The organism is Pseudonocardia oceani (assembly GCF_019263585.2).
Lineage (GTDB): Bacteria > Actinomycetota > Actinomycetes > Mycobacteriales > Pseudonocardiaceae > Pseudonocardia > Pseudonocardia oceani.
On record NZ_JADQDF010000001.1, the window covers coordinates 2776807 to 2798604 of the forward strand.

Consider the following 21798-nt stretch of genomic DNA (forward strand, 5'->3'; position numbering starts at 1 on the left):
CCGGTCCCGTGGCGACCAGACCGACACGGCCGTACGGGCGTCCTCCGATGGTTTCCCGGGCTGCCGTCCGAACCTGACGGCCGGCTGACGAAACGGCCAGGCGGGCCGTCGAGGTGTTTGGCCCCGATTCCTCCGGTCACCCGCTCGGGACCGCTCCGGAACGACCGGGACGGACACAGGGAGGACACAGGGAGGACACAGGGAGGACACGCTGATGGGACTGTTGCAGGACCGGGTCGTTCTGATCACGGGAGGGGCGCGTGGCCAGGGCCGTGCACACGCAATGCGCTCGGCCCAGGAGGGCGCCGACGTCGTGCTGGTCGACATCACCGAGCCCGTTGCCGGGACGGCCTACCGCACGGCGACCGCCGAGGACATGGACGAGACCGTCGCGCAGGTGGAGAAGGAGGGTCGCCGCGCCGTCGCAGTCACCGGGGACGTCCGTTCGCAGCAGGACATGGATACCGCCGCCGAACGCGCCGTCGCCGAGTTCGGCAGGATCGACGCACTGGTCGCCAACGCCGGGATCTGGAGCTTGCGCCCGCTGCTCGAGCTCGACGAGCAGACCTGGTCGGACATGATCGACATCAACCTGAGCGGGGTGTTCCGCTCCGTGCGCGCGACGATCCCACACATGGTCGAGCGCGGTAGCGGGTCGATCGTGATCACCTCGTCGATCAACGGGCTCGAACCGGCCAACGAGTACGCGCACTACGTCTCGGCCAAGCACGGGCTGATCGGCCTGATGCGGAACGTGGCGCTGGAGGGCGCCCCGCACGGGGTACGGGCGAACGCGGTCAGCCCCGGCTTCATCGACACGCCGATGACGGACAACCAACGCGCCTACGACATGGTCGGCGGGCACGAGGGCGCCACCCGCGAGGAGCGCAACGAGGGCGCCTACGGCTTCCACGCCCTGCGCGGAGCCGGCGCGCTGCCACCGGAGGACGTCGCCGACGTCGCGGTGTTCCTCAACTCCGACCTGGCGCGATCGGTCACCGGCACGGTCATCCCGGTCGACGCCGGGCACATGGTGCTACCCGGGATGAACCCGGCCCCGGTCCGCTGACCCCACCACCGAGGAGGACGACATGAACGAGCAGGACCACCCGGACGTCGAGCCCGTGGTCGAGGAGACCCTCGTCGAAGAGGTCTCGATCGACGGCATGTGCGGTGTCTACTAGCACCGTGGCGGCTGCATCCGACGCCGGGTCCGCGCAGGCCGCGGACCCGGCGTTCGACCCCTCGCAGCCGTTCCGCTGCAGCCCGAGCGTGGCGCTGCGCCCCGAGCCCTTCGGTGCGCTCGTCTACCACTTCGGGACGCGCAAGCTGTCGTTCCTGAAGACGCTGCCGCTCGTCGAGGTCGTCCGCGGCCTGGAGCAGCACCCCGACGTGCACGCCGCCATCGAGGCAGCGGGCGTCGAGGAGTCGCAGCGTCCCGCCTACCTCCGTGCGCTCGCCGGCCTGGCCGCCAGCGGCACGATCGAACCCCGCCCCACCACCTGAGGGTCCACAACCCTCGAAGAGCGGAGCTCCTGTGAAGCTGGTCGACCACTTCCAGTACGGCCTGAACTCCCCGATCTGCCTGACCTGGGAGCTCACCTACGCCTGCAACCTCGCCTGCGTGCACTGCCTGTCGTCCTCGGGCCGCCGCGACCCCCGCGAGCTGACCACCGCCGAGGCCAAGGGCGTCATCGACGAGCTGCAGAAGATGCAGGTCTTCTACATCAACATCGGTGGCGGCGAGCCCACGGTCCGTCCCGACTTCTGGGAGCTGCTCGACTACTCGATCGACCACAACGTCGGCGTCAAGTTCTCGACCAACGGGATCAAGCTCGACAAGCAGCGGTCGCAGCAGCTCGCCCGCACCGACTACGTCGACGTGCAGATCTCGCTCGACGGCGCCACCGCCGAGGTCAACGACCACGTCCGCGGCCCCGGCTCGTACGACACCGCGATCCGCGCGCTGGAGAACCTCGCCGAGGCCGGGTTCGGCCAGCCGAAGATCTCCGTGGTCATGACGCGCCAGAACGTCGACCAGCTCGACGAGTTCAAGTCGATCGCCGACAAGTACAACGCCCAGCTCCGCATCACGCGGCTGCGCCCGTCGGGCCGCGGCGCCGACGTGTGGGACGAGTTGCACCCGCTGCCCTCGCAGCAGAAGCAGATGTACGACTGGCTCGTGGCCAAGGGCGACTCGGTGCTCACCGGCGACTCGTTCTTCCACCTCTCCGCGTTCGGCGAGGCCCTGCCCGGGCTCAACCTGTGCGGCGCCGGGCGCGTGGTCTGCCTGATCGACCCGGTCGGCGACGTCTACGCCTGCCCGTTCGCGATCCACGAGAACTTCCTCGCCGGCAACCTGCGCTCGCCCGGCGGCTTCCAGGAGATCTGGGAGAACTCCGAGCTGTTCACCGAGCTGCGCCAGCCGCAGACCGGCGGCGCCTGCGCCTCCTGCATGCACTACGACTCGTGCCAGGGCGGGTGCATGGCGGCCAAGTTCTTCACCGGCCTCCCCCTCGACGGGCCCGACCCCGAATGCGTCCGCGGGTTCGGCGAGCAGGCCCTCGCGGCGCGCGACGGGGTCGAGATCCCGAAGTCCGACGTCGACCACTCCCGCTCGGCACCGCGGAACACCCGCCCCCCGAAGGCCCCGGTGATGCTCACCCTGTCGCCCCGCCCCCCGGCGCGGGCCTGCGACGAGAACCCGCTCGCCGCTTATCCCGACCCGCCGCGGCCATGACCCTCACCCGACCGCACCACAGCCGACCCCACCACCTGGAGATCGCATGCAGCCTCGGGATCACCTACCCGGATCGGGCACGGCCCCCATCGCACTCGACGGTCCGCACGACTCCGTCGACCGCCTTCGGCCCGGCGGAACCCCCCGGGCCGGCGCGGGCAGGCCCGATGGACCCCGGCCTGTCGTCGTCGGCGTCGACGCCTCACCGGAGTCCCGCCGGGCGCTGGACTGGGCGATCGCGTACGCGGCGCGCACCGCAGGGGAGCTGCGGGTGATCACGGCCTGGCAGACCCCCGTCGCGTTCGGCGCGGCGCCCATCCCGCCGCCCGACCCGGGCGACGCCGAGCAGGCGGCGCGCCACATCCTCGGCGAGGCGACGGAAACGATCCGCTCGGAAGGAGCCGACCTCTCGGCGGTGCGCACGCACCTGCAGGAGGGCGACGCCGCCAAGGTCCTGCTCGATCACAGCAGTGATGCCGGCCTCCTCGTCCTGGGCAATCGTCGCCGTTCCGCGATCGGCGGGGCCTTCCTCGGGTCGACGGCTCAGTACTGCGTGCAGCACGCGACCTGCCCGGTCGTCCTCGTACCCGAACCGATGTGAACCCCCTACAAAGTGGCGTCCACCAGGGTGGTGTGCGACCGGCCCGGTGACGGGCGAGGCGTCGAGGTGTAGGGCGGCCATCGCGTGATCTTCTTGAAGACCTCTCACAGTGCTTCTCGAAGGACGACACGCGATGACCGCACCCTCGATTATCGACCCCACCGAGTTCCTGCACGAGCAGCTGTCCCAGGCGAGTCCTGACCTGCTCCGTCAGATGTTGACCACGTTCATCAACACCCTCATGTCCGCCGATGCCGACTCGGTATGCGGCGCCTCCTGGGGTGAGCGTTCCGAGCAGCGGACGAACACCCGCAACGGCTACCGCCACCGCGACTTCGACACCCGTGCCGGCACCATCGACGTGGCGATCCCCAAGCTGCGCAACGGCTCCTACTTCCCAGATTGGCTATTGGAGCGGCGCCGCCGTGCGGAGCGGGCACTGACCACAGTGGTCGCCACCTGCTACCTGCTCGGCGTCTCGACCCGGCGGATGGAGAAGCTCGTCGAGTCGTTGGGCATCACCCGGCTGTCGAAGTCACAGGTCTCGGTCATGGCCCAAGATCTCGACGCGCAGGTCGCCGATTTCCGTTCCCGCCCACTCGACCAGGGCCCGTACACGTTCGTCGCCGCCGACGCCCTGGTGTTGAAGGTGCGCGAGGGCGGGCGGGTGGTCAACGTCCACGCCCTGCTCGCCACCGGGGTCAACGCCGACGGGCATCGGGAGATCCTCGGCCTGCAGGTCACCTCGGCCGAGGACGGCGCGGGCTGGCTGGGGTTCTTCCGGGATCTGACCGCCCGCGGCCTATCCGGGGTCCGGCTGGTCACCTCCGACGCCCACGCCGGCCTGGTCGCCGCGATCGGCGCCACCTTGCCCGGGGCAACCTGGCAGCGCTGCCGCACCCACTACGCGGCGAACCTGATGGCTGCCACCCCGAAGAGCAGCTGGCCGTGGGTGCGCGCTCTGCTGCACTCGGTCTACGACCAGCCCGACGCCGCGTCGGTGCACGCCCAGTTCGACCGGGTCCTCGACGCCGTCGCCGAGAAGCTGCCCAAGGTCGCCGAGCACCTCGACACCGCTCGAGCAGACGTCCTGGCCTTCACGAGCTTCCCGAAGGAGCTTTGGCGCCAGATCTGGTCGAACAACCCGAGCGAGCGGCTCAACCGGGAGATCCGACGACGCACCGACGTGGTCGGGATCTTCCCCGACCGCGACTCGCTGATCCGCCTCGTCGGCGCGGTCCTAGCCGAGCAGCACGACGAATGGGCCGAAGGCCGCCGCTACCTCGGCCTCGACGTCCTCGCCCGCGCCCGCATCACCGCCGTCCCCGACCACACGACCGACACCGAGGAGGTGACCTCCACCGACACCATCCCGGCGCTCAGCGCCTGACAGAACTAGAAGAGCACGCGGTAGTCGTCACACACCACGCCAGCGGACTTGACCCCCCTACGGTCACGTCCCCGGGAGTGGTGTAACTCGGACCGGGTGAGGCTCTGCGGCTCAGATCATGCCGTCATCAGTTCCGGGGTCGCCAGCCCGTCCGGCGCCGCGGGGGCGGTGAGCAGCGCCATGGTGGTCTCGCCGAGGTAGCGGCGGTCGGTGGCCTTCCACTCGTCGTGGGCCTCGACCAGGACCGCGCCGGCCAGGCGCAACAACGCCTCGGGGTTGGGGAACACCCCGACCACGTCGGTGCGCCGCTTCACTTCCTTGTTGAGCCGCTCGAGCGGATTAGTCGACCAGATCCTCTTCCAGTGCGCCGCCGGAAAGCCGGTGAACGCGAGCAGGTCCTCGGCGGCGTCGCGCAGCATCGTCTCCACCTTCGGTGACTGTCGTCCGAGCATCCCGGCGATCACCCCGAGCTGCTCACGGACATGTGTGGCGTCGGGCTGGGCGAAGATCGTGCGGATCGCCGCGGCCACCATCTCCGCGGAGCCCTTGGGGACCTGGGCCAGGACGTTGCGCAGGAAATGCACCCTGCACCTTTGCCACGCCGCCCCGATGAGCACGGCGGAGATGGCCTGCTTGAGGCCGGTGTGGGCATCGGAGATGACCAGCTGCACCCCGCCCAGGCCGCGGGCCTTGAGCGAGCGCAGGAACGCCGTCCAGAACGCCCCGTCCTCCGAGTCACCGACGGCGAACCCGAGGACCTCACGCCATCCGTCGGCGCGGACCCCGGTGGCGATCACCACCGCCTGCGAGACGACCCGGTGGTTGACCCGCGCCTTGCAGTAGGTGGCATCCAAGAAGACATAGGGGAACTGCTGCTCGGCCAGGCTGCGGTCGCGGAATGCGCCGACCTCGATGTCGAGATCCGCGCAGATCCGCGATATCTCGGACTTGGAGATCCCCGGTGTCCACCCCGAGGACTTTAACCAGGTCGTCGACCTTGCGGGTCGACACTCCGTGCAGGTAGGCCTCCATCACCACCGCGAACAACGCCTGATCGACCCGCCGGCGGCGTTCGAGCAGCGACGGGAAGAACGAACCGGTGCGCAGCTTGGGGATCTTGAGCTCCAGGTCCCCGGCCGTGGTCGACAGAATCCGGGTGCGATGTCCCTTGCGCTGATGGGTGCGTTCCGCCGAACGCTCGTGCAGACCGGCGCCGATCACGCCGGTGAGCTCGCCTCGATCAACGCCTGGTAGATCGTCTCCGCGGCGGTGCGGACACGATCACCGACATCGGCGGCCTTGAGTGCCTCGAGGACTTCGAGCAGGGCAGACTGGTCCAGGGCCATCGCGCTGTGCCTCTCTACGGATTCCTGGGTCGGATTCCTGCAGAGACTCACGCGATGGCCCCTCCTACGCGCTCAGGCACGCCGGACAAGCCCCGGGACTTACACCACCAGCGGGGACGTGACCCAGGACGACACCGCACTCGGGGGCGGCGGCCAGGCGGGCTAATTTGCCGCAATGAGTCTCCTCGATGACGTGGTCGAGCGCGACGGCTGGTCGTGCTGGGTGTGCGACGAACCGGTCGACCCCGACATGTCGGTGAACGACCCGCGAGGACCCAGCGTCGATAGCCGGACCGCCGACCGGAAGGCCAAGATCCCCGAGCGGCTCGCGCACCGCGGGTGCAACACCCGCAAGGGCGCGGTCAAGGTGGTCATCGCCTGGCCGGACCACCTGTACGTCGTCGATCCCGCACCACTGATCACCGTCGCCGGGAGGCTGGAGCGCAAGGGCGGACGCGAGATGGTGCCCGATGTCCGACCGAGCAGGACGCCCGAGCGGCGGCGGACTGGTTGGTGGACCGGTTCTCCCGACTGGTACCGGGGTTGCCGATGACCGCCGAGATCGAGGCGGGCGGCGGCCAGTTCCTCGTCATCCTGGCCGCCGGCCGCCGCTGATCACGGGAGGTCATCCGTACCGCGTCTCCGGACCGCAGTTGCGCCTTCCCGAGCCTCCTGCTCACCACCCTGCAGGCGGGTCGCACCGCCCCGGCGAGACGCAGCCCAGGCCAGGTTCGTGGATCAAGCTCCACCCATCAGCTCTCCGGCAACACCGAGCCCGATGCCCGGACGCGACCGCTCGGCGCCACGCTCCCGACCACGACGACCCCGTCGTCGTCGCTCACGACGTCGGCGCCCGGGGTGAAGGTGGCTCCACCGAAGGTGACGGGGACGTCACGCCGGCCGGCGCCGGTGGCGGTGCACCGCCGCGGGCTGGTGCCGACCGCCTTGATCCCGATGTCCGTCGTCCGTAGCCCGGCGGCGTCCCGCACGGCACCGTGGACGATGATGCCCGACCACCCGTTGCGGAGGGCGAGACCGGCGACCACGTCGCCGATCAGGGCCCGGTGCAGCGAGCCCCCGCCATCGACGACGAGCACGCGTCCCTCGCCCGGCTCGGCCAGCACCGCCCTGATCAGCGCGTTGTCCTCGTGGCAGAGCACGGTGGTGGCGGGCCCGCGGAAGTGCGAGCGTCCACCGAACTGGCGGAACTGCAGATCACATGACCCGAGGTCGTCATCGTGCTCGTCGCAGAGGTCGGCGGTGCGGGGCAGGGCGGTGTCGAGGGACTCGATCACGGGTCTCCTTTGTCATCAGGCGCCGGCGCCCTCGGCCGGCTCCCCGTCGGTCAGCTCCTCGGCCCATCGACCCCGACGGCGCAGCGAGGCACGGCCGGAGCGGATATGGGCCCGCATGACCGATTCGGCCCAGTCTCCGTCGCGGGCGGCGATGGCGTCGAGGATCTCACGGTGCTGGGTCATGCCCCGCTCGATCATCTCGCGGGTGCGCTGGTGGTAGCCCTCCCGGGCGAGCGGGATCTCGATCAGGGCCGGCATCACGGCCAGGAGCTGTCGGTTCGCGGAGGCCACGTAGAGCGCTGTGTGGAACTCGGAACTGAGCTCGCCGATGCGCGGGAAGGTCGATTCGCCGTCGATCTCGAGGAGCCGTTCCATCTCTGTGCAGAGTGCGGCCAGCGCCGGCAGGTCCGCGTGGCCGCCCTCGGCCACGCGGCGGACGGCGTAGCCCTCCAACATCGCGCGCAGGTCGTGGATGTCGTCGAGGTCGCGCGTCGTCCACCCGAGGACGAGCGCTCCGCGGTTCGGCACGATCTCCACGAGGCCCTCGATGCCCAGCCTGCGCAGTGCCTCCCGCACCGGCGTGCGGCTGACGCCGGCGCGGTCGGCGATATCCTCTTCCCGCAGCCAGCTGCCCGGCGCGTACTCGCCCGTGGCGATCGCGCCCTGGATGACCTGATAGGCCGCCTCCGCCGCCCGCGGCATGTAGTCCTCCTCGCGCCGTCCGACCCGGCAATATCATCGCGCATCGGCGCTCGCGGACGGGAACCCACCGGCGCGTCCGAGCAGCGCAGGCGGGTCGATCCCGAGGAGGCCGCACACCCACGTCCCGGCCAGTGCAGCCGCCGCGAGGTCCACCCCGGTGCCGACGCCCATCCTCTCGAGGAGGTACACGAGGTCCTCGGTGGCGATGTTGCCGGTGGCGGCCGGTGCGAACGGGCAACCGCCGATCCCGCCGAGGCTCGCATCGAGGAGGCGGACGCCGACCTGTACCGCGGCGACGGCGTTCGCGTACCCGGTGTTGCGCGTGTTGTGGAAATGGAAGCGCAGCGGTGTGCCCGGCGCGTTCGCGGCCGACTGCTCGGCGAGCTCGGCGACCTGCGTCGGCACACCCACCCCGACCGTGTCGGCCAGCGCGATCTCGGCCGGCCCCTCCCCCGCGACGCGCCGGACGACCTCGCCGACGCGAGCGGCGGGCACCTCGCCCTCGAACGGGCACCCGAAGGCCACCGCCACGGTCACGGTCGCCGGCATCCCCGCCGAGTGCGCGACCCCGGCGATCTCCCGCCACACCGCCACGCTCTCCTCCGACGTGACGCCCTGGTTGCGCCCGCCGAAGGTGTCACTGGCGACAACGACGGCGTTCAGCTCGTCCACCCCGGCGGCGACGGCCCGCTCGGCACCGCGGCGGTTGAGCACGAGCCCGGCGTAGCGGACCCCGTCGACGCGTGGGACGCCGGCCATCACGGCTTCCGCGTCCGCCATCTGCGGGACCCTCCCGGGATGGACGAACGAGACAGCCTCGATGCGGCGCAGGCCTGCGGCGATCGACCGCTCGACCAGCTCGATCTTGGCAGCGGTGGTCAGCAGGGCGTCCTGGTTCTGCAGCCCGTCCCGCGGTCCCACCTCGATGATCTCCACGGCGGTGTCCGGTGCGCTCATCCGGACACCGCGGCGTGCCGGTCGTCCACCGGCGCCGCGGGCACCCCGAGATCGCCGAGGATCTGCGCGGTGACGAGTTCGGCAGTGCCGTCCGGGACGGCTCCACATCGGATCTCCCGCCCCGAGGCACCGCCCACGTACACGACCACGCCACTGCCGTCGGCGGCCACGGCGGCCAACGCCGCCTCCAGCCGATCTCGGCAGCCGCACAGCCGGGAGCCGAAGACGTCACCGAGCCGGCACTCTGCGTGGAGCTCGACGCGCACCGCGCGGCCGGCTCCGACCTCCCCGAGCACCAGCGCGATGTGCTCGCTGCCGTCGAGCGTGCAGGAGTAGCCGATCGCGCGGAACGTGCCGTGCATCGTCGGCAGAAGTGACTCGGTCGCTCGCACGACGTGCCGCTCGCCCCATCGGCGGTGGGCGACGACGTCGCCCACCGAGACCAGCGCCAGCCCGTGGACCAACGCGAACGCCGCGAGCTCTCGGGCCCGCGCCATCGCGCCCGGCCGCCGCACGGAGACGATCTCGCACAGCGCCGCCGCGGGCTGCTGCCCGGCGAGCCGCACCAGGTCGACGGCCGCCTCGGCGGGCTCGGCGCGGCCGAGCACCCCTCCCTCCGCGGCACGCAGCGGCAACACGTGACCCGGCCGGACCAGGTCACCCGCCACGGCAGCCGGGTCGGCGAGCAGTTGCAGCGTGCGGGCGCGGTCGCGGGCGGAGATGCCCGTGCTGATCCCGGTGCGGGCATCGACCGTCACGGTGTGGGTGCGACCCCGCTCCTGGCGGTCGGCCCCGTGCATGGGAGGCAGGCCGAGCCGCTCGCACGCTCCGCCCTGCAGCGCCACGCAGACGCACCCCGACGTGTGCCGCACCGTGAACGCGAGCAGCGCGGGCGTCGCCGCGGCGGCCGCGAAGACCAGCGTGCCCTCGCCGCGGTCGTCCACGAGCACGACCGGTCGGCCGGCCGCGAGGTCGACGAGCGCCGTGCCGATCCCGTGTTCCTCGACCATCACACGACCCCTCTGCTGCGCAGCCTGCCGAGCTCCTCGGCACCGATGCCGAGCAGGCGTCCGAACACCTCGTCGTTGTCCTCGCCCAGCTCCGGCCCCAGCCGCGACACCCGCCCCGGCGTGTCCGACAGCTTGGGGACGACGTTCTGCACGGGGAACTCGCCCAGCTGCCGATGCACGAGCCGCACGACCGCATCCCGCGCGGCCACGTGCTCGTCGGCCAGCACGTCCTCCGCCGTGTACGCAACGCCGGCCGGCACGCCGCCGTCGTGCAGGCGGCGCAGCAGGTCGTCGGTGGGCAGGCCGGCCGACCAGCCGGCGACGATCGCGTCGAGCTCGGCGGCGTGTTCACCCCGGGCGCCGTGGTCGGCGAAGCGCGGGTCGGTGGCCAGCTCCGGCCGGCCCATGGCCTCGCAGAGTCGCTCGAACACGGTGTCGCGGTTCGCCGCGATGAGCACGTCGGCGCCCTCGGCGCTCGGATAGATGTTGCTCGGCGCGATCCCGGGGAGGACGGCCCCGGTCCGCTCCCGGCGGATCCCGCCGACCTCCCACTCGGGCAGCAGGCACTCCATCATGGCGAGGACGGCCTCGTAGATCGCCGAGTCGACCACCTGGCCGCGTCCCGTCGTCTGCCGCGCGAACAGCGCCATGACCGCGCCGAGCGCGGCGAACGTGCCGGCCAGCGAGTCGCCAATGGAGATGCCCGCCCGGCTCGGCGGCCGGTCCGGCTCTCCGGTGACGTAGCGCAGCCCGCCCATCGCCTCGCCGACGGAGCCGAAGCCCGCGCGGTGGGCGTAGGGCCCGGACTGCCCGTAGCCCGTGACGCGCACGAGCACCAGCCTCGGGTTGATCCGCTGCAGCTCGTCGAAGCCGAGGCCCCAGCGCTCCAGCGTGCCCGGCCGGAAGTTCTCCACGAGCACGTCGGAGCGCGCCACGAGCTCGCGCACGAGAGCCTGGCCGTCGGCGTCGCGCAGGTTGCAGGTGATCGACCGCTTGTTGCGCGCGATCACCGGCCACCACAGCGACCGACCACGGTCGTCGGTGCGCCACTGCCGCATCGGGTCCCCGCGCACCGGATCCTCGATCTTGATCACCTCGGCACCGAAGTCTCCGAGCAGCTGCCCGCAGAACGGGCCGGCGATGAGCGTGCCGGCCTCCAACACCCGCACCCCGTCCAGCGGCCCGCGCATCGCTCCCTCGCTGCCCGAGGTCGGCGCTGCGGACGGCTGCTGCGTCGATCGCTCGCTCACCACCCCCGCTCCCGCCACTCGGGCAGGTGCGGCCGCTCGGTCCCGAGCGTGGTGTCGCGCCCGTGGCCGGGATAGACCCACGTGTCGTCGCCGAGCACGTCGAACAGGCCCGCCTCGACGCCGTCCAGCAGGGCGGTGAACAGGGCGGGCTCGCCGTGGGTCTTGCCGACGCCGCCCGGGAACAGCGCGTCGCCGGTCCAGACGTGGTGTGCCCCGCCGGGCTCGCTGTAGACGAGCACCAGCGACCCGAGGGTGTGACCGACCAGGTGCACGGCCCGCAGCAGGACCTCGCCGACGCGCACCTCGTCGCCGCCGCGGACGGGCGTGTCGGTCGGCACGGGGATGCCGACGGTGTCGGCGGGATGCGCCAGCGTCGTGGCCCCCGTCCGCTCCACCACCTCGGCGAGGGCGCCCCAGTGGTCGAAGTGGAAGTGGGTGGTGAGGACCCGGCCCAACCCGGCCGGCCCGATGAGGTCGAGCAGCGTGTCGGGCTCCGCCGCGGCGTCGATCAGGAGCCGCTCGCCCGTGGCCGTGCACTCCAGCAGGTAGGCGTTGTTGTCGTAGTCCCCCACGGCCACCTTGGTGACGCGGAGGCCGCGGAGCTCGCGGCGGGCGGGCGGCCCTCCGACCGTCACGTCGCCGGAGTAGGCGGGGCCCGCCGTCACCGCCGGGCCTCGTAGGTCGCCGCACGCTCCGCCATGTGCCACAGCGTGCGGCCCATCGGGGCGCGCGCCTCCTCCGCGAGGTGTCCGACCACGCCCGCGGCGCGCGACACGACCGCGACGCCGCGCAGTACCGCGGTGTCGATCGCGAGGTCGGAGAGGAGTGCGCCGCAGGCCCCGCCGGCGTTGAGCGCCAGCTGCCTGCCCGACGGCGACGTGGCCCGCTCCTGCACGCGCAGCATCAGCCGCGTGTGCGGCCCGAGCAGGTCGTGCTCGCGGGCCAGTGCCAGCAGGCGCGCGGTGCGGGGGTCGCCGCCCTTGTGGAAGGGGTGCCCGAGGCCCGGGATCCGGGCCCCCCGGCCGCGATGGTCCTCGATGATCTCCGCCGCCATCCTCTCGAGTTCCTCCTCGCCCGTGTCCGGGGTCGGGCCCGCGGCGGTGAGCACGCGGCCCGCGTCCTCGAACACCCCGAGGAACACCGACCCCGCGCCGAGCACGCCGGCCGCGATCGCGCCCTGGATCGCATCCGGCGCGCCCGTGTAGGTGAGCCGTGCGGCCAGCGCGGTGGGTGTGAGGCCGTGGTCGGCGAGCGCCACGAGCACGGCGTTGAAGATCCGCGCCTCGCCCGCCGTGGGCAGCCGGCCGGTGATGAGCAGGTAGAAGACGCTGCCGAAGTCGACCTCGCCCATCAGCTCGCCGGCGAGGTCGTAGCCCTGCACCCAGATGTCGTCGGCCGTGGAGCGCCCGATCGACGTGGTCATCGGAGGCATGTCGGTGTCGAAGGTCGTCATCGGGCTCAACCGGCCGACGACGTCTCCCGCACGGCGGGAACGGGGTCGGCGTCGTCGAACCACGGGTCGGCGTCCAGGTCGCGGGCGGGCACCGAGAACTCGATGGAGATGCCGTTGGGGTCGGTGGCGTAGACCGACCGGAGCAGGCCGTGGTCGACGACCTCGCTGACGTCGGCGCCGGAGTCGGTCAGGCGCTTGCGCAGGTTCTCCAGGTCCTCATCGGAGTCGACGCTGATCGACACGTGGTCGAACTGGATGCCCGAGGCGGGGACTCCGGAGTCCTTGCGGTCGGGCAGCTCGACGTCCTTCCACTCGAAGAACGCGATCGAGGCGCCGCGGCCGATGCTCAGGAAGTAGTGGCGGTGCGGGTAGTTCTCATCGCGGTTGCCGGTCGTGCCGACCAGCGGCATGCCCAGCACGTCGCGGTAGAACCGCACCGTCTTGTCCATGTCGTCGGTGACCAGCGCGAGGTGGTTCAGGCCGGCGAAGTTGATGGCGGTCATCGTGTCCTCCTGCATGTGCGGCGGAGCGGGTGGGCCGGGCCCCGGACGGTCACAGGGGCCGGAGCGGGCTCGAGGGCAGCTCGGGAACGGCGACGGCCGTCCCAGCGACGGTGCTGATTGTATGCGAGCTTCGATTGAGGGCACAAGCACTGGGCGGCTACAAATCGCCCTCGATCACTCGGATTCGACGATAATTCCAGCTCAGCTGGCATACGAAGCCGTGGTCTTGGACGCCAGGAGTGTCAGGGGAGATCATCACTTGTATCCAATTGAGGTGTCGCCACCCCGGATCCTCGTGATGGGATGATGCCTGGAGCATCGGCTAGGGGAGGTCGGAGATGGCGAGGTCGGCCCGGGCGGTCGCGTACGAGGTGCTGCAGCGCGGCATCGCGAGTGGCGAGTACCCCCCCGGGAGCTGGCTGCGCGAGGAGGATGTCGCCGCCGCGGCGGGAGTGAGCCGCACTCCCGTACGCGAGGCGCTGCACCGGCTGCAGGCGGAGGGTCTCGTGCAGATCCTGCGCAACCGGGGGGCCGTCGTCGTCGGATGGACGGCTCGGGACCTCGACGACATCTACGACCTCCGCGTGCTGCTCGAGGGCTACGGCGTACGCCGGGCCGCCCAGGCCCGCGAGAACGTCGACTTCGACGGTCTGCGCGCCATGTGCACCGAGATGGAGCTGCTCCTGCCAGGGGCGGCCGAGCCGGAGCTGCAACGCATCGGCGGCCTGTGCATCGACTTCCACGTCACGCTCAACCAGGCCTCGCAGAACCGCCAGCTCATCGCGATCATCCCGACGCTGCTGGCCACCCCGTTCGTCCGCGAGGCGTTCCACCACCACACGCACCACGACCTCGAGCGTGCCTTCGCCTTCCACCGCGAGATCCTCGAGGCCCTGGAAGAGGGCGACGGTGAGTGGGCCGAGGGCGTCATGCGGGCCCACCTGCGGGCCGGGCGCCGGTCGCTGCGACAGATGGAGCAGGAGCAGCGCACGTCCGACGTGGGCGACCCGGGCCGCGCCAGCGCCTGACGCGGCGGCAGATCGTACACAACTCCTGTCGGGCTGCCTGCGCCCACGAACCGTCGTGCACGGCGGTTCGTACACATCTCGATGCACCCCTCCAGTGCCAAGGACTGCACACCCACCCACGGCGATCTCGCCGTCCAGCGTGCGGTAATCAGATCGCTCGACGTACGTTCGTGCTGCTCACAAGGGTGATTGCAGCAGCGATCGACCCCATGTTGCGCACTGGCGAACGATGGACTGCGGCGATTCCGACGACACCCTTGACGCATCCTGAGCAGCGCCGCTACCGTCCGGTCGTATACAAAGCCACGTGAGCAGTTGTGGCTCCGGACACAGCCGGAGCCCCGACCGCCCGGCGGGCGCTCGATCTCGGATGCACATCCTCCCGACATCGCCGCGCCTCCTCGATCGATAGACACCCCCGGGCCGGTGCCCGGGTGAGTACCGCTGCGCCCGAACCGGGGCAACCCGACCCGGCGCGTCCACGAAGGAGTGGGACATGACTGACGTGGCCGACCGGCCGACCACCATCCCGACCGGCACCGAGCTCGTGCAGCGCGCGGCGGACCTGGTACCCATGCTGCGGGCCAACGCCGCGCAGGCCCACGCCGAGCGCCGGCTCCCCGCGGAGAACCTGCGAGCCCTCGAGACGTCGGGAATCCTCCGGGCCACCCGCGCCGTGGAGTACGGCGGATCCGAGATCGACAGCCACTCGAAGATCGCCATGTTCGGGGAGCTGGCCCGCGGGTGCGGCTCCACCGCGTGGGTGGCCACCCTCTACTCCGACGCCGACTTCATCGTGTCGCACTTCCCCGACGAGGTGCAGCGGGAGATCTTCAGCGACCCGAACGTCCACTGCACCGCCACGCTGGTGCCGACCGCCCGTGCCGAGCGCGACGGCACCGGGTTCCGCGTCAACGGCAAGTGGCCGTTCAACACGGGCTGCCTGGACGGCACCTGGGTCGCCGAGCCCGCCGTGGTCGAACTCGAGGCGGGCAAGCCCGAGGTCTGCCTGTTCCTCATGCCCTACGCCGAGCTGACGATCCTGGACGACTGGCACGTCAGCGGGCTGCGCGGCACCGGCAGCAACAGCGTCGTCGGGGAGAACGTCTTCGTCCCCGAGGAGCGCATGCTGCGTCTCGAGGAGTTCAAGCTGGGCCACGGGCGCAGCGAGCAGAACAAGGACCGGCCGATCTTCCGGATCCCCGCGGTCCCGTACGTGCTCACCAGCGGCGGTGCCACGTTCCCCGGCCTGGCGAAGGCGGCGATGGAGCTGTTCCTGGAGCGCCTGCCCACCCGCGGCCCGATCGCCTACACCGGCTACGGGCAGCGCAGCGAGGCCCCGATCACGCACCACCACGTGGCGGAGGCGTCGATGAAGATCCGGTCCGGCGACCACCTGATGTCCGGGGCCGCCGACATCGTCAGCCGGCACGCGCAGAGCGGCGAGCCCTACGAGGCGGGTGAGATCCCCGAGATCTGGGGCATGGTCTCCTACTCCACGCGGCTCTACGGCGAGGCGATCGAGATGCTGCGCCAGGCCAGCGGGGCCAGCGGCATCCACGAGAGCCAACCCATCCAGCTCGTCTCGCGCGACGCCCAGGCGCTCGCGACGCACGCGGTGATGATGCCGACCACCGGCATCGAGATCTACGGGCGCTCACTGTGCGGGCTCTCGCCGAACACCCCGATGCTGTGAGCGCCGACGCCCTCACCGTGTTCACCCGGTGGTACGACGCCCACGAGGCCGGGGACGTCGCCGCCCTGCGCGAGGTGTTCGCCGACGACGTCGAGGTGCACTCGCTGTTCCGCACGGAGCCTGCCCGGTCGCCCGACGCCGCGGTAGCGCACTTCCTGCGCACCACCACCGAGACGTTCGCCGGCCTCGCCATGGGGCTCGTGTCGACCCCGGCCGCCGCGGCGAACGGGGCGGTGCTCGCCGAGGTCGTGTTCACCGGGGCGTTCACCGGTGAGCTCGGCTGGCGCGGGCGCGTGCACCGGGGCGCGGGCCAGCGCTTCTCGCTGCCCGGCGTCGTGGTGATCCACACCCGCGACGGCGCGGTCACCTCGGTGAAGACGCTGTACGACCGCGACGACTGGCTGCGCCAGATCGACGTTCCCACCTGCTGACCCGACACACCGAAGGAGTCCACCATGACGTCCACCCTCCCGACCCGCATCGACGTGACGCAGTTCGCCGGCAAGGACACGCTCATCCGGCTGATCCGGCAGGAGTACCAGAAGTCCTTCGACATGATGGTGGCCGCCAGCGAGGAGGAGTGGCACGCCCAGACCCCCTGCGACATGTGGGAGGTCCGGGACATGGCCGGGCACCTGCTCGACGCCGCCTACGGCTACCTCGGCTACTTCAAGCAGGGTGAGCACGGCTTCCCGACCGAGGAGCCGCGCGGCATGCGGGCCTACGGCGAGGCGCTGGGCGAGAGTGCGCGGGAGTACCGCAGCGTCTACCGCTGGGAGGTCCTCGGCCGCCTCGACGCGTGCGCCGAGCTGATGTTCTCCTACTTCGACCGGCTCACCGAGGAGGAGTGGGCCGGCCGGCTGGTGCCGCACAAGTGGGTCGGCCCGGTGCCGGCGTTCATGATGGCCGCGTTCCAGCTGATGGACTACTCCGTCCACAACTGGGACCTGCGCAAGGCGCTGGGCAAGGAGGCCTTCGTCGACTCCGAAGCCGCCGACACCCTGGTGCCGTTCATGTTCGGGCTCCTGCAGATCTGCTTCGCCCCGGAGCTCGCCGAGGGCGTGGACCTCACCATCGACGTGCACATCAACACCTCCGGTGACGAGCACTGGACCGTGCAGGTCAAGGACGGCGCGCTCACCTTCGCCCCCGGCGCCCCGGAGCAGGCCGACGCCACGTTCTCCTTCCCCTGCAACGAGTTCTGCCTGGACGTCTACCAGCGCCTGCAGGGCGGTTCCGCCACCGGCGACCAGGGCGCCATCGACACCTTCCGCAGGCTCTTCTTCACCATCTGACCCCATCCCCCAGCGGCCATGTGCTCGGGCCCAGCCGCGTGCGGGGCCCGGGCCGGGCCGCCGTGCCCGGACGAGGAGTACCTCCCGTGACGACGACCACGATCGACAGCCGGACTTCGACGGATGTGCCCAGCCGCGAGGAGCTCGTCGCGCGCGCGGCCGCACTCGTTCCACTCCTGCGCCGCAACGCCGAGCGCTGCGAGCAGGAGGGGAAGCTGCCCGAGGAGAACGTCCGGGCACTCGAGGAAGCAGGCCTGCTCCGGCTCACCCTGCCCCGCCGCTACGGCGGCTACGAGGCCGACACCCGCACCAAGGTCGAGGTGTACCGCGAGCTCGGCAAGGGCTGCTCGTCCACGGCGTGGGTGGCCGGGCTGTGGAGTGACGGCACGCTGTTCACCTCGCTGATGCCCGACCACGTGCAGGACGAGGTCTTCGCCGACCCGAACGTGCGGATCACGGTGTCGTTCCCCCTCGGCGGCACCATCGCGATCTCCGACGGCGACGGCGGCTACCGGCTGTCCGGGCGCTGGCCGTTCAACACCGGCTGCGCGCACGCGACGTACGCGATCCGCAGCGCGGTGATCGACCCGGAGTCCGACGCACCCGGCTTCGGCATGTTCCTCACCCCGTACGAGGGCATGACGATCGTCGACGACTGGCAGGTCAGCGGCCTGTGCGGCACCGGGAGCAACACGGTGACGGGCGAGAACATCCCCGTGCCCGGCGACCGCATGATGCACTTCGGCGACGCCCAGCAGGGTCGGTTCCGCACCGAGCGCAACGCCGCGACCCCGCTCTACCGCACGCCGATCATCTCGACGATCCTCACGACCGGCTCGCTCGGCTTCCCCGGCGTCGCCCGCGCGGCGCTCGACTTCTTCCTGGGGAAGATCGGGGCCGGCCGGCCGATCACCTACACGACCTACGGCGACCAGAGCCAGGCACCGATCCGCCACCACCAGGCCGCCGAGGCCGCGCTGCGGATCCGGGCCGCCGACGCCCTGACGTTCGAGGTGGCCGACATCGTCGACCGGCACGCCGCGGACGACACCCCGTACGCCGAGGGCGAGCACTCCCAGCTCTGGGGACAGGTCGCCTACGCCACCGAGCTGTACTCCGAGGCCGTGGAGATCCTGCGCGCGGCGTCCGGTGCGTCGGCGATCCACAAGAGCTCGCCGATGCAGCGGCTCGCGCGCGACGCGGCCGCCCTGAAGGTGCACGCGATCATGTCGCCCACCACCGGCCTGGAGTTCCACGGCCGTGCGCTGGCCGGCCTGGCCCCCAACTCACCCCTGCTCTGAGACGGAGTTCCCCATGCTCGCAACCGAGAAGAACCAGGCCTGGCTCCGCGACTACTACCGGGCCATCGACGCGATGGACACCGAGGCGTACATGGCGATGTTCGCCGAGGACGCCCGCATGGTCTTCGCCAACGCCGACCCGCTCGAGGGCCGCGACGCGATCCGGGAGGCGCTGACCGGGCTGCTCGGAAGCGTCGACGGCATCCGGCACGTGCTCCGCACGGCCTGGCAGGTGGAGGACGACCTCGTCGCGTTCGAGTGCGACGTGATCTACACGCGCAAGGACGGCAAGGAGGTGGCCGTGCGCGGAGGCTGCTTCTTCGTGTTCGGCGAGGACGGGCTGTGCCGCGAGCAGCGGATCACCGTCGATACCTCGCCCGTCTTCGCCTGAGGAGCCCGCCCGTGAACGACATCCTGACCTTCTCCGAGTTCCTCGCCCAGGGCGCGGCCCGCTGGCCCGACGAGCCGTGGTGCCGCACTCCCGACGGGGAGACGACCCGAGCGGAGATGCACACCGACGCGCTGCGGTGCGTGGGCGGGCTGCAGGCCCTCGGGGTGTCACCCGGCGACCACGTGGTGATCGTGCTGCCCAACGGGCTCGACTTCATCCGCGCCTGGCTGGGCGTCGTGCTGGCAGGCGCGGTCAGCGTGGCCGTCAACCCGAAGGCGGCGCAGTCGGAGCTCGCCGCCGTGGTGGAGGAGACGGGGGCGAGGATCGTCATCGCCCCCGTGGACACGCCCGTGCCGTCCACGGTGAGCCGCGTCGAGGTCGCCGGCCTGCTGCGGAGCCTGCCTGCCGAGCCCGTGGCCCGCACACCGGACGATCCCGCGTCCTACATCCAGAGCTCGGGCAGCACCGGCCGCCCGAAGTTCATCATCGAGACCCACGGCATGTACACGATGGCCGCCGAGGGCTACCCGTACTGGCTCGGTCTCACCCCGGGCGACGTGCTGCTCACGACGCTGCCGCTGTCGCACCTGAACGCCCAGGCGTACTCGACGCTCGGGTCCTGGGGCTGCGGTGTCCGGCTCGTCCTGCTGCCGCACTTCTCGGCGAGCACGTTCTGGGAGACCGTGCGCGACACCGGCGCCACGGTGTTCAACGCGATCGGCGCCATGGTCGAGATCCTCATGGCCCGCGACCCGTCGCCGATCGAGCGCGAGCACAAGCTCCGCTACTGCTACTCCGCACCGGCCCCGCACCGGGAACGGCACGAGGAGATCGAGAAGCGGTTCGGCTTCCGGCTGGTGATCGGCTACGCGCTGTCCGAGTCGCCCTACGGGCTGATATCACCGGTGGACGAGCCGATCGCGTACGGCTCGATGGGCCGCCCGCGCCAGCACCCACGACTGGGGCGGATCAACAGCTCCCGCGTCGTCGACCCGGCCACCGGCGACGACGTGGCCACCGGTGAGGTCGGCGAGCTGCTGCTACGCAACCCGGCCACCACGCCCGGGTACTTCGGGATGCCGGAGGAGTCGGCGGCCGTGCTCCGCGACGGCTGGCTCCGCACCGGCGACCTCGCCCGCCTCGACGAGGCCGGCAACCACTACTTCGCGGGCCGGGTCAAGGAGCTGATCCGCCGCCGCGGGGAGAACCTCTCCCCCGCCGACGTCGAGGTCGTCCTCGACGCCCACCCCGCGGTGTCGTCCAGCGCGGTGATCGGCGTGCCCTCGCCACTCACCGAGGAGGACGTCAAGGCCTTCGTCATGGTGCGCCCCGGTGAGCAGGTCGGCGCGGACGAGCTCCGGGGCTGGTGCGCGGAGCGGCTGCCGCCGTACAAGCGGCCCCGCTACCTCGAGTTCGTCGAGTCCTGGCCGCTCACCGAGACGCAGAAGATCGCGAAGAAGCAGCTCCCGACCGAGCGCACCGCCGCGGAGTCCGACCTGGAGGAATCGGCCCGCACCTGATCCGGCACGTCCCACCTGCACGTTCCGAGCAGTCCTGACGCAGAAGCGAGACGACCATGTCCCTCCTCGACATTCCCACCCTGCACCTGCCGCCGAAGAAGGTCGCGCCGGGCACTTTCCTGATCCAGGACGTCCAGCACGCCCTCGGGGCACCGCTGTCGGTGTACCTCAACTCGGCGGTGATCCAGGGTGCCGAGCCGGTCATCGTCGACACGGGCAGCGCGCGGAACCGCGACCAGTGGCTGCAGGACGTGTTCGGCCTGGTGGAGCCCGAGGACGTGCGCTGGGTCTTCCTGACCCACGACGACTCCGACCACACCGGCAACCTCAGCCAAGTGATGGACGCCTGCCCCAACGCCACGCTGGTCTGCAGCTGGACGCTCGTCGAGCGCTTCTCCAACGCCTACGAGTTCCCGCTGCGGCGTTGCCGCTGGCTCAACGACGGCGAGTCGCTCGACGCCGGCGACCGCACCCTCGTGGCGCTGCGGCCCCCGGTCTACGACTCCCCCGCCACCCGCGGCCTGCTCGACACCTCGACCGGCGTCTACTGGGCGGCCGACGCGTTCGCCTCACCGGTGCCCGGCGGGCCCGGTGTCACCCCGATCGACACCGTCGCGGACCTCGACCCCGAGGCCTGGTGGGGCGGCATGGTCATGTTCGGCATCCACGCGCTGTCACCGTGGCTGAGCATGGTCGACGCCACCCGCTACGCGGCGTGCGTCAAGAAGGTGCAGGCCCACGGCATGTCCACGATCATCTCCGGGCACAGTCCGGTGATCGACGGGCCGCGCGTGGCACAGGCGTTCGAGATGATGGGCCGGCTCGCGGGCTCCGAGCCGCCGCCCTGCCCCGACCAGACCGTCCTCGACATGATGGTCGCCGCGATGGGCGGGGAGTGACCGCGGCGACCGCGGCGCTGACCGACACCTTCCGGGAGGTCATGGCGGGCGTCTGCACACCGGTGTCGGTGGTCACGGTCATGGTGGACGGCCGGCCGCACGGCACGACGGTCAGTGGTTCGTGGCCAGGACTGTGGCCAAAGATCAACCAGCTGGCCCGAGAAAAGATCTAGCCCTGACCGTTTGTGCTGGTCAGGGCTAGTGTGACGGTGGTGCGCCCGAAGGGATTCGAACCCCTAACCTTCTGATCCGTAGTCAGATGCTCTATCCGTTGAGCTACGGGCGCATGATCTTCAGTTGTACCTCGGCAGCCTAACAGGCCACGTCGGAGCGGAGGCTCCGGGATTTGAACCCGGGATGGGGGGTTACCCCAAACCGCATTAGCAGTGCGGCGCCATAGACCAGACTAGGCGAAGCCTCC

At 71.1% G+C, this 21798-nt stretch carries 23 protein-coding genes, 2 tRNA genes and 2 pseudogenes; 16 read left to right on the top strand and 11 right to left on the bottom strand.

Translation table 11 applies throughout. The annotated features are described in order from the left end of the window. Positions 1 to 214: 214 nt before the first annotated feature. The 6 genes from I4I82_RS13855 to I4I82_RS13880 all read left to right on the top strand — a co-directional run bounded on the left by I4I82_RS13855 (position 215) and on the right by I4I82_RS13880 (position 4731). Positions 215 to 1069: a mycofactocin-coupled SDR family oxidoreductase gene (locus I4I82_RS13855; protein WP_218589981.1), complete on the top strand. Its 855-nt coding sequence runs from the start codon at positions 215 to 217 to the stop codon at positions 1067 to 1069. Between the two features lie 22 nt (positions 1070 to 1091). Beyond that, the gene (gene mftA, locus I4I82_RS13860) at positions 1092 to 1184 is read left to right on the top strand and encodes a mycofactocin precursor MftA (RefSeq protein ID WP_218589980.1); all 93 of its coding nucleotides are present in this window, start codon (positions 1092 to 1094) and stop codon (positions 1182 to 1184) included. A 4-nt stretch (positions 1185 to 1188) separates the two neighbouring features. Next, positions 1189 to 1506 carry a mycofactocin biosynthesis chaperone MftB gene (gene mftB / locus I4I82_RS13865; RefSeq protein ID WP_218589979.1) on the top strand — a complete coding sequence of 106 codons (318 nt, stop codon included), beginning with the start codon at positions 1189 to 1191 and terminating at the stop codon, positions 1504 to 1506. A gap of 31 nt (positions 1507 to 1537) precedes the next feature. Further along, positions 1538 to 2740 (top strand): mycofactocin radical SAM maturase, encoded by a 1203-nt coding sequence (gene mftC / locus I4I82_RS13870; protein WP_218595776.1) that lies wholly within the window; start codon positions 1538 to 1540, stop codon positions 2738 to 2740. A 46-nt stretch (positions 2741 to 2786) separates the two neighbouring features. Beyond that, a complete protein-coding gene (locus tag I4I82_RS13875; RefSeq protein ID WP_218590220.1) occupies positions 2787 to 3341 on the top strand; it encodes a universal stress protein in 555 nt (184 codons plus the stop codon). A gap of 133 nt (positions 3342 to 3474) precedes the next feature. Continuing rightward, complete coding sequence (locus I4I82_RS13880) at positions 3475 to 4731, top strand: IS256 family transposase (protein ID WP_218595777.1); 1257 nt, start codon at positions 3475 to 3477, stop codon at positions 4729 to 4731. A gap of 116 nt (positions 4732 to 4847) precedes the next feature. Here the strand turns inward: I4I82_RS13880 and I4I82_RS13885 are convergent. Then, positions 4848 to 6077: pseudogene (locus I4I82_RS13885) on the bottom strand (IS256 family transposase). A 175-nt stretch (positions 6078 to 6252) separates the two neighbouring features. Between I4I82_RS13885 and I4I82_RS13890 the strand changes: the two are divergent. After that, positions 6253 to 6692: pseudogene (locus I4I82_RS13890) on the top strand (hypothetical protein). Positions 6693 to 6829: 137 nt separating this feature from the next. Here the strand turns inward: I4I82_RS13890 and rraA are convergent. Genes rraA through I4I82_RS13930 form a run of 8 tightly spaced genes read right to left on the bottom strand, consistent with a single transcriptional unit; the run spans position 6830 to position 13247 of the window. Next, positions 6830 to 7372: a ribonuclease E activity regulator RraA gene (gene rraA / locus I4I82_RS13895; RefSeq protein WP_372451386.1), complete on the bottom strand. Its 543-nt coding sequence runs from the start codon at positions 7370 to 7372 to the stop codon at positions 6830 to 6832. A gap of 15 nt (positions 7373 to 7387) precedes the next feature. Continuing rightward, on the bottom strand, positions 7388 to 8074 hold the full coding sequence (locus I4I82_RS13900) for a GntR family transcriptional regulator (RefSeq protein WP_218590217.1): 687 nt from the start codon (positions 8072 to 8074) through the stop codon (positions 7388 to 7390). A 33-nt stretch (positions 8075 to 8107) separates the two neighbouring features. After that, entirely contained in the window at positions 8108 to 9031 is a 924-nt protein-coding gene (locus I4I82_RS13905; protein ID WP_218590216.1) for a hydroxymethylglutaryl-CoA lyase, read from the bottom strand. Next, positions 9028 to 10041: a 3,4-dihydroxy-2-butanone-4-phosphate synthase gene (locus I4I82_RS13910; protein ID WP_218590215.1), complete on the bottom strand. Its 1014-nt coding sequence runs from the start codon at positions 10039 to 10041 to the stop codon at positions 9028 to 9030. The genes I4I82_RS13905 and I4I82_RS13910 overlap by 4 nt, the downstream gene beginning before the upstream one ends. Then, on the bottom strand, positions 10041 to 11231 hold the full coding sequence (locus I4I82_RS13915; protein ID WP_218590214.1) for a CaiB/BaiF CoA transferase family protein: 1191 nt from the start codon (positions 11229 to 11231) through the stop codon (positions 10041 to 10043). Before I4I82_RS13915 ends, I4I82_RS13910 begins: the two co-directional genes overlap by 1 nt. 56 nt (positions 11232 to 11287) lie before the next feature. Further along, the gene (locus I4I82_RS13920; RefSeq protein WP_218590213.1) at positions 11288 to 11956 is read right to left on the bottom strand and encodes an MBL fold metallo-hydrolase; all 669 of its coding nucleotides are present in this window, start codon (positions 11954 to 11956) and stop codon (positions 11288 to 11290) included. After that, positions 11953 to 12744, bottom strand: coding sequence for a citryl-CoA lyase (locus I4I82_RS13925; protein WP_218590212.1), 792 nt, complete (start codon positions 12742 to 12744; stop codon positions 11953 to 11955). The genes I4I82_RS13920 and I4I82_RS13925 overlap by 4 nt, the downstream gene beginning before the upstream one ends. Before the next feature lie 5 nt (positions 12745 to 12749). Next, entirely contained in the window at positions 12750 to 13247 is a 498-nt protein-coding gene (locus I4I82_RS13930) for a VOC family protein (protein WP_218590211.1), read from the bottom strand. 338 nt (positions 13248 to 13585) lie between these two features. Between I4I82_RS13930 and I4I82_RS13935 the strand changes: the two genes are divergently transcribed. The 9 genes from I4I82_RS13935 (at position 13586) to I4I82_RS13975 (ending at position 21550) form a co-directional block, all read left to right on the top strand. Beyond that, positions 13586 to 14275, top strand: a complete 690-nt coding sequence (locus I4I82_RS13935) for a GntR family transcriptional regulator (RefSeq protein WP_141282664.1) — start codon at positions 13586 to 13588, stop codon at positions 14273 to 14275. Between the two features lie 496 nt (positions 14276 to 14771). After that, positions 14772 to 15971, top strand: a complete 1200-nt coding sequence (locus tag I4I82_RS13940) for an acyl-CoA dehydrogenase family protein (RefSeq protein WP_218590210.1) — start codon at positions 14772 to 14774, stop codon at positions 15969 to 15971. Next, positions 15968 to 16402 carry a nuclear transport factor 2 family protein gene (locus I4I82_RS13945; protein WP_218590209.1) on the top strand — a complete coding sequence of 145 codons (435 nt, stop codon included), beginning with the start codon at positions 15968 to 15970 and terminating at the stop codon, positions 16400 to 16402. Before I4I82_RS13940 ends, I4I82_RS13945 begins: the two co-directional genes overlap by 4 nt. 24 nt (positions 16403 to 16426) lie before the next feature. Beyond that, positions 16427 to 17266 (top strand): maleylpyruvate isomerase family mycothiol-dependent enzyme, encoded by an 840-nt coding sequence (locus I4I82_RS13950; RefSeq protein ID WP_218590208.1) that lies wholly within the window; start codon positions 16427 to 16429, stop codon positions 17264 to 17266. 86 nt (positions 17267 to 17352) lie between these two features. Continuing rightward, the gene (locus I4I82_RS13955) at positions 17353 to 18567 is read left to right on the top strand and encodes an acyl-CoA dehydrogenase family protein (protein WP_218590207.1); all 1215 of its coding nucleotides are present in this window, start codon (positions 17353 to 17355) and stop codon (positions 18565 to 18567) included. 13 nt (positions 18568 to 18580) lie between these two features. Then, positions 18581 to 18958: a nuclear transport factor 2 family protein gene (locus tag I4I82_RS13960; protein ID WP_218590206.1), complete on the top strand. Its 378-nt coding sequence runs from the start codon at positions 18581 to 18583 to the stop codon at positions 18956 to 18958. Between the two features lie 11 nt (positions 18959 to 18969). Beyond that, a complete protein-coding gene (locus I4I82_RS13965; RefSeq protein WP_218590205.1) occupies positions 18970 to 20478 on the top strand; it encodes an AMP-binding protein in 1509 nt (502 codons plus the stop codon). A 56-nt stretch (positions 20479 to 20534) separates the two neighbouring features. Next, entirely contained in the window at positions 20535 to 21377 is an 843-nt protein-coding gene (locus I4I82_RS13970; RefSeq protein ID WP_218590204.1) for an oxygen-binding di-iron domain-containing protein, read from the top strand. Then, on the top strand, positions 21374 to 21550 hold the full coding sequence (locus I4I82_RS13975; protein WP_218590203.1) for a hypothetical protein: 177 nt from the start codon (positions 21374 to 21376) through the stop codon (positions 21548 to 21550). Before I4I82_RS13970 ends, I4I82_RS13975 begins: the two co-directional genes overlap by 4 nt. Positions 21551 to 21587: 37 nt before the next feature. Here the strand turns inward: I4I82_RS13975 and I4I82_RS13980 are convergent. Both I4I82_RS13980 and I4I82_RS13985 read right to left on the bottom strand, forming a co-directional pair. Continuing rightward, positions 21588 to 21663, bottom strand: a tRNA-Arg gene (locus tag I4I82_RS13980). Between the two features lie 45 nt (positions 21664 to 21708). Further along, a tRNA-Ser gene (locus tag I4I82_RS13985) sits at positions 21709 to 21798 on the bottom strand.

Coding starts and splice junctions, on each gene's coding strand:
- I4I82_RS13925 (WP_218590212.1), bottom strand. CDS start 12,744: ATGACGACCTTCGACACCGACATGCCTCCGATGACCACGTCGATCGGG.
- I4I82_RS13915 (WP_218590214.1), bottom strand. CDS start 11,231: ATGCGCGGGCCGCTGGACGGGGTGCGGGTGTTGGAGGCCGGCACGCTC.
- I4I82_RS13910 (WP_218590215.1), bottom strand. CDS start 10,041: ATGGTCGAGGAACACGGGATCGGCACGGCGCTCGTCGACCTCGCGGCC.
- I4I82_RS13935 (WP_141282664.1), top strand. CDS start 13,586: ATGGCGAGGTCGGCCCGGGCGGTCGCGTACGAGGTGCTGCAGCGCGGC.
- I4I82_RS13930 (WP_218590211.1), bottom strand. CDS start 13,247: ATGACCGCCATCAACTTCGCCGGCCTGAACCACCTCGCGCTGGTCACC.
- I4I82_RS13855 (WP_218589981.1), top strand. CDS start 215: ATGGGACTGTTGCAGGACCGGGTCGTTCTGATCACGGGAGGGGCGCGT.
- I4I82_RS13900 (WP_218590217.1), bottom strand. CDS start 8,074: ATGCCGCGGGCGGCGGAGGCGGCCTATCAGGTCATCCAGGGCGCGATC.
- I4I82_RS13905 (WP_218590216.1), bottom strand. CDS start 9,031: ATGAGCGCACCGGACACCGCCGTGGAGATCATCGAGGTGGGACCGCGG.
- mftA (WP_218589980.1), top strand. CDS start 1,092: ATGAACGAGCAGGACCACCCGGACGTCGAGCCCGTGGTCGAGGAGACC.
- I4I82_RS13875 (WP_218590220.1), top strand. CDS start 2,787: ATGCAGCCTCGGGATCACCTACCCGGATCGGGCACGGCCCCCATCGCA.
- I4I82_RS13960 (WP_218590206.1), top strand. CDS start 18,581: ATGCTCGCAACCGAGAAGAACCAGGCCTGGCTCCGCGACTACTACCGG.
- I4I82_RS13880 (WP_218595777.1), top strand. CDS start 3,475: ATGACCGCACCCTCGATTATCGACCCCACCGAGTTCCTGCACGAGCAG.
- I4I82_RS13950 (WP_218590208.1), top strand. CDS start 16,427: ATGACGTCCACCCTCCCGACCCGCATCGACGTGACGCAGTTCGCCGGC.
- I4I82_RS13970 (WP_218590204.1), top strand. CDS start 20,535: ATGTCCCTCCTCGACATTCCCACCCTGCACCTGCCGCCGAAGAAGGTC.
- I4I82_RS13940 (WP_218590210.1), top strand. CDS start 14,772: ATGACTGACGTGGCCGACCGGCCGACCACCATCCCGACCGGCACCGAG.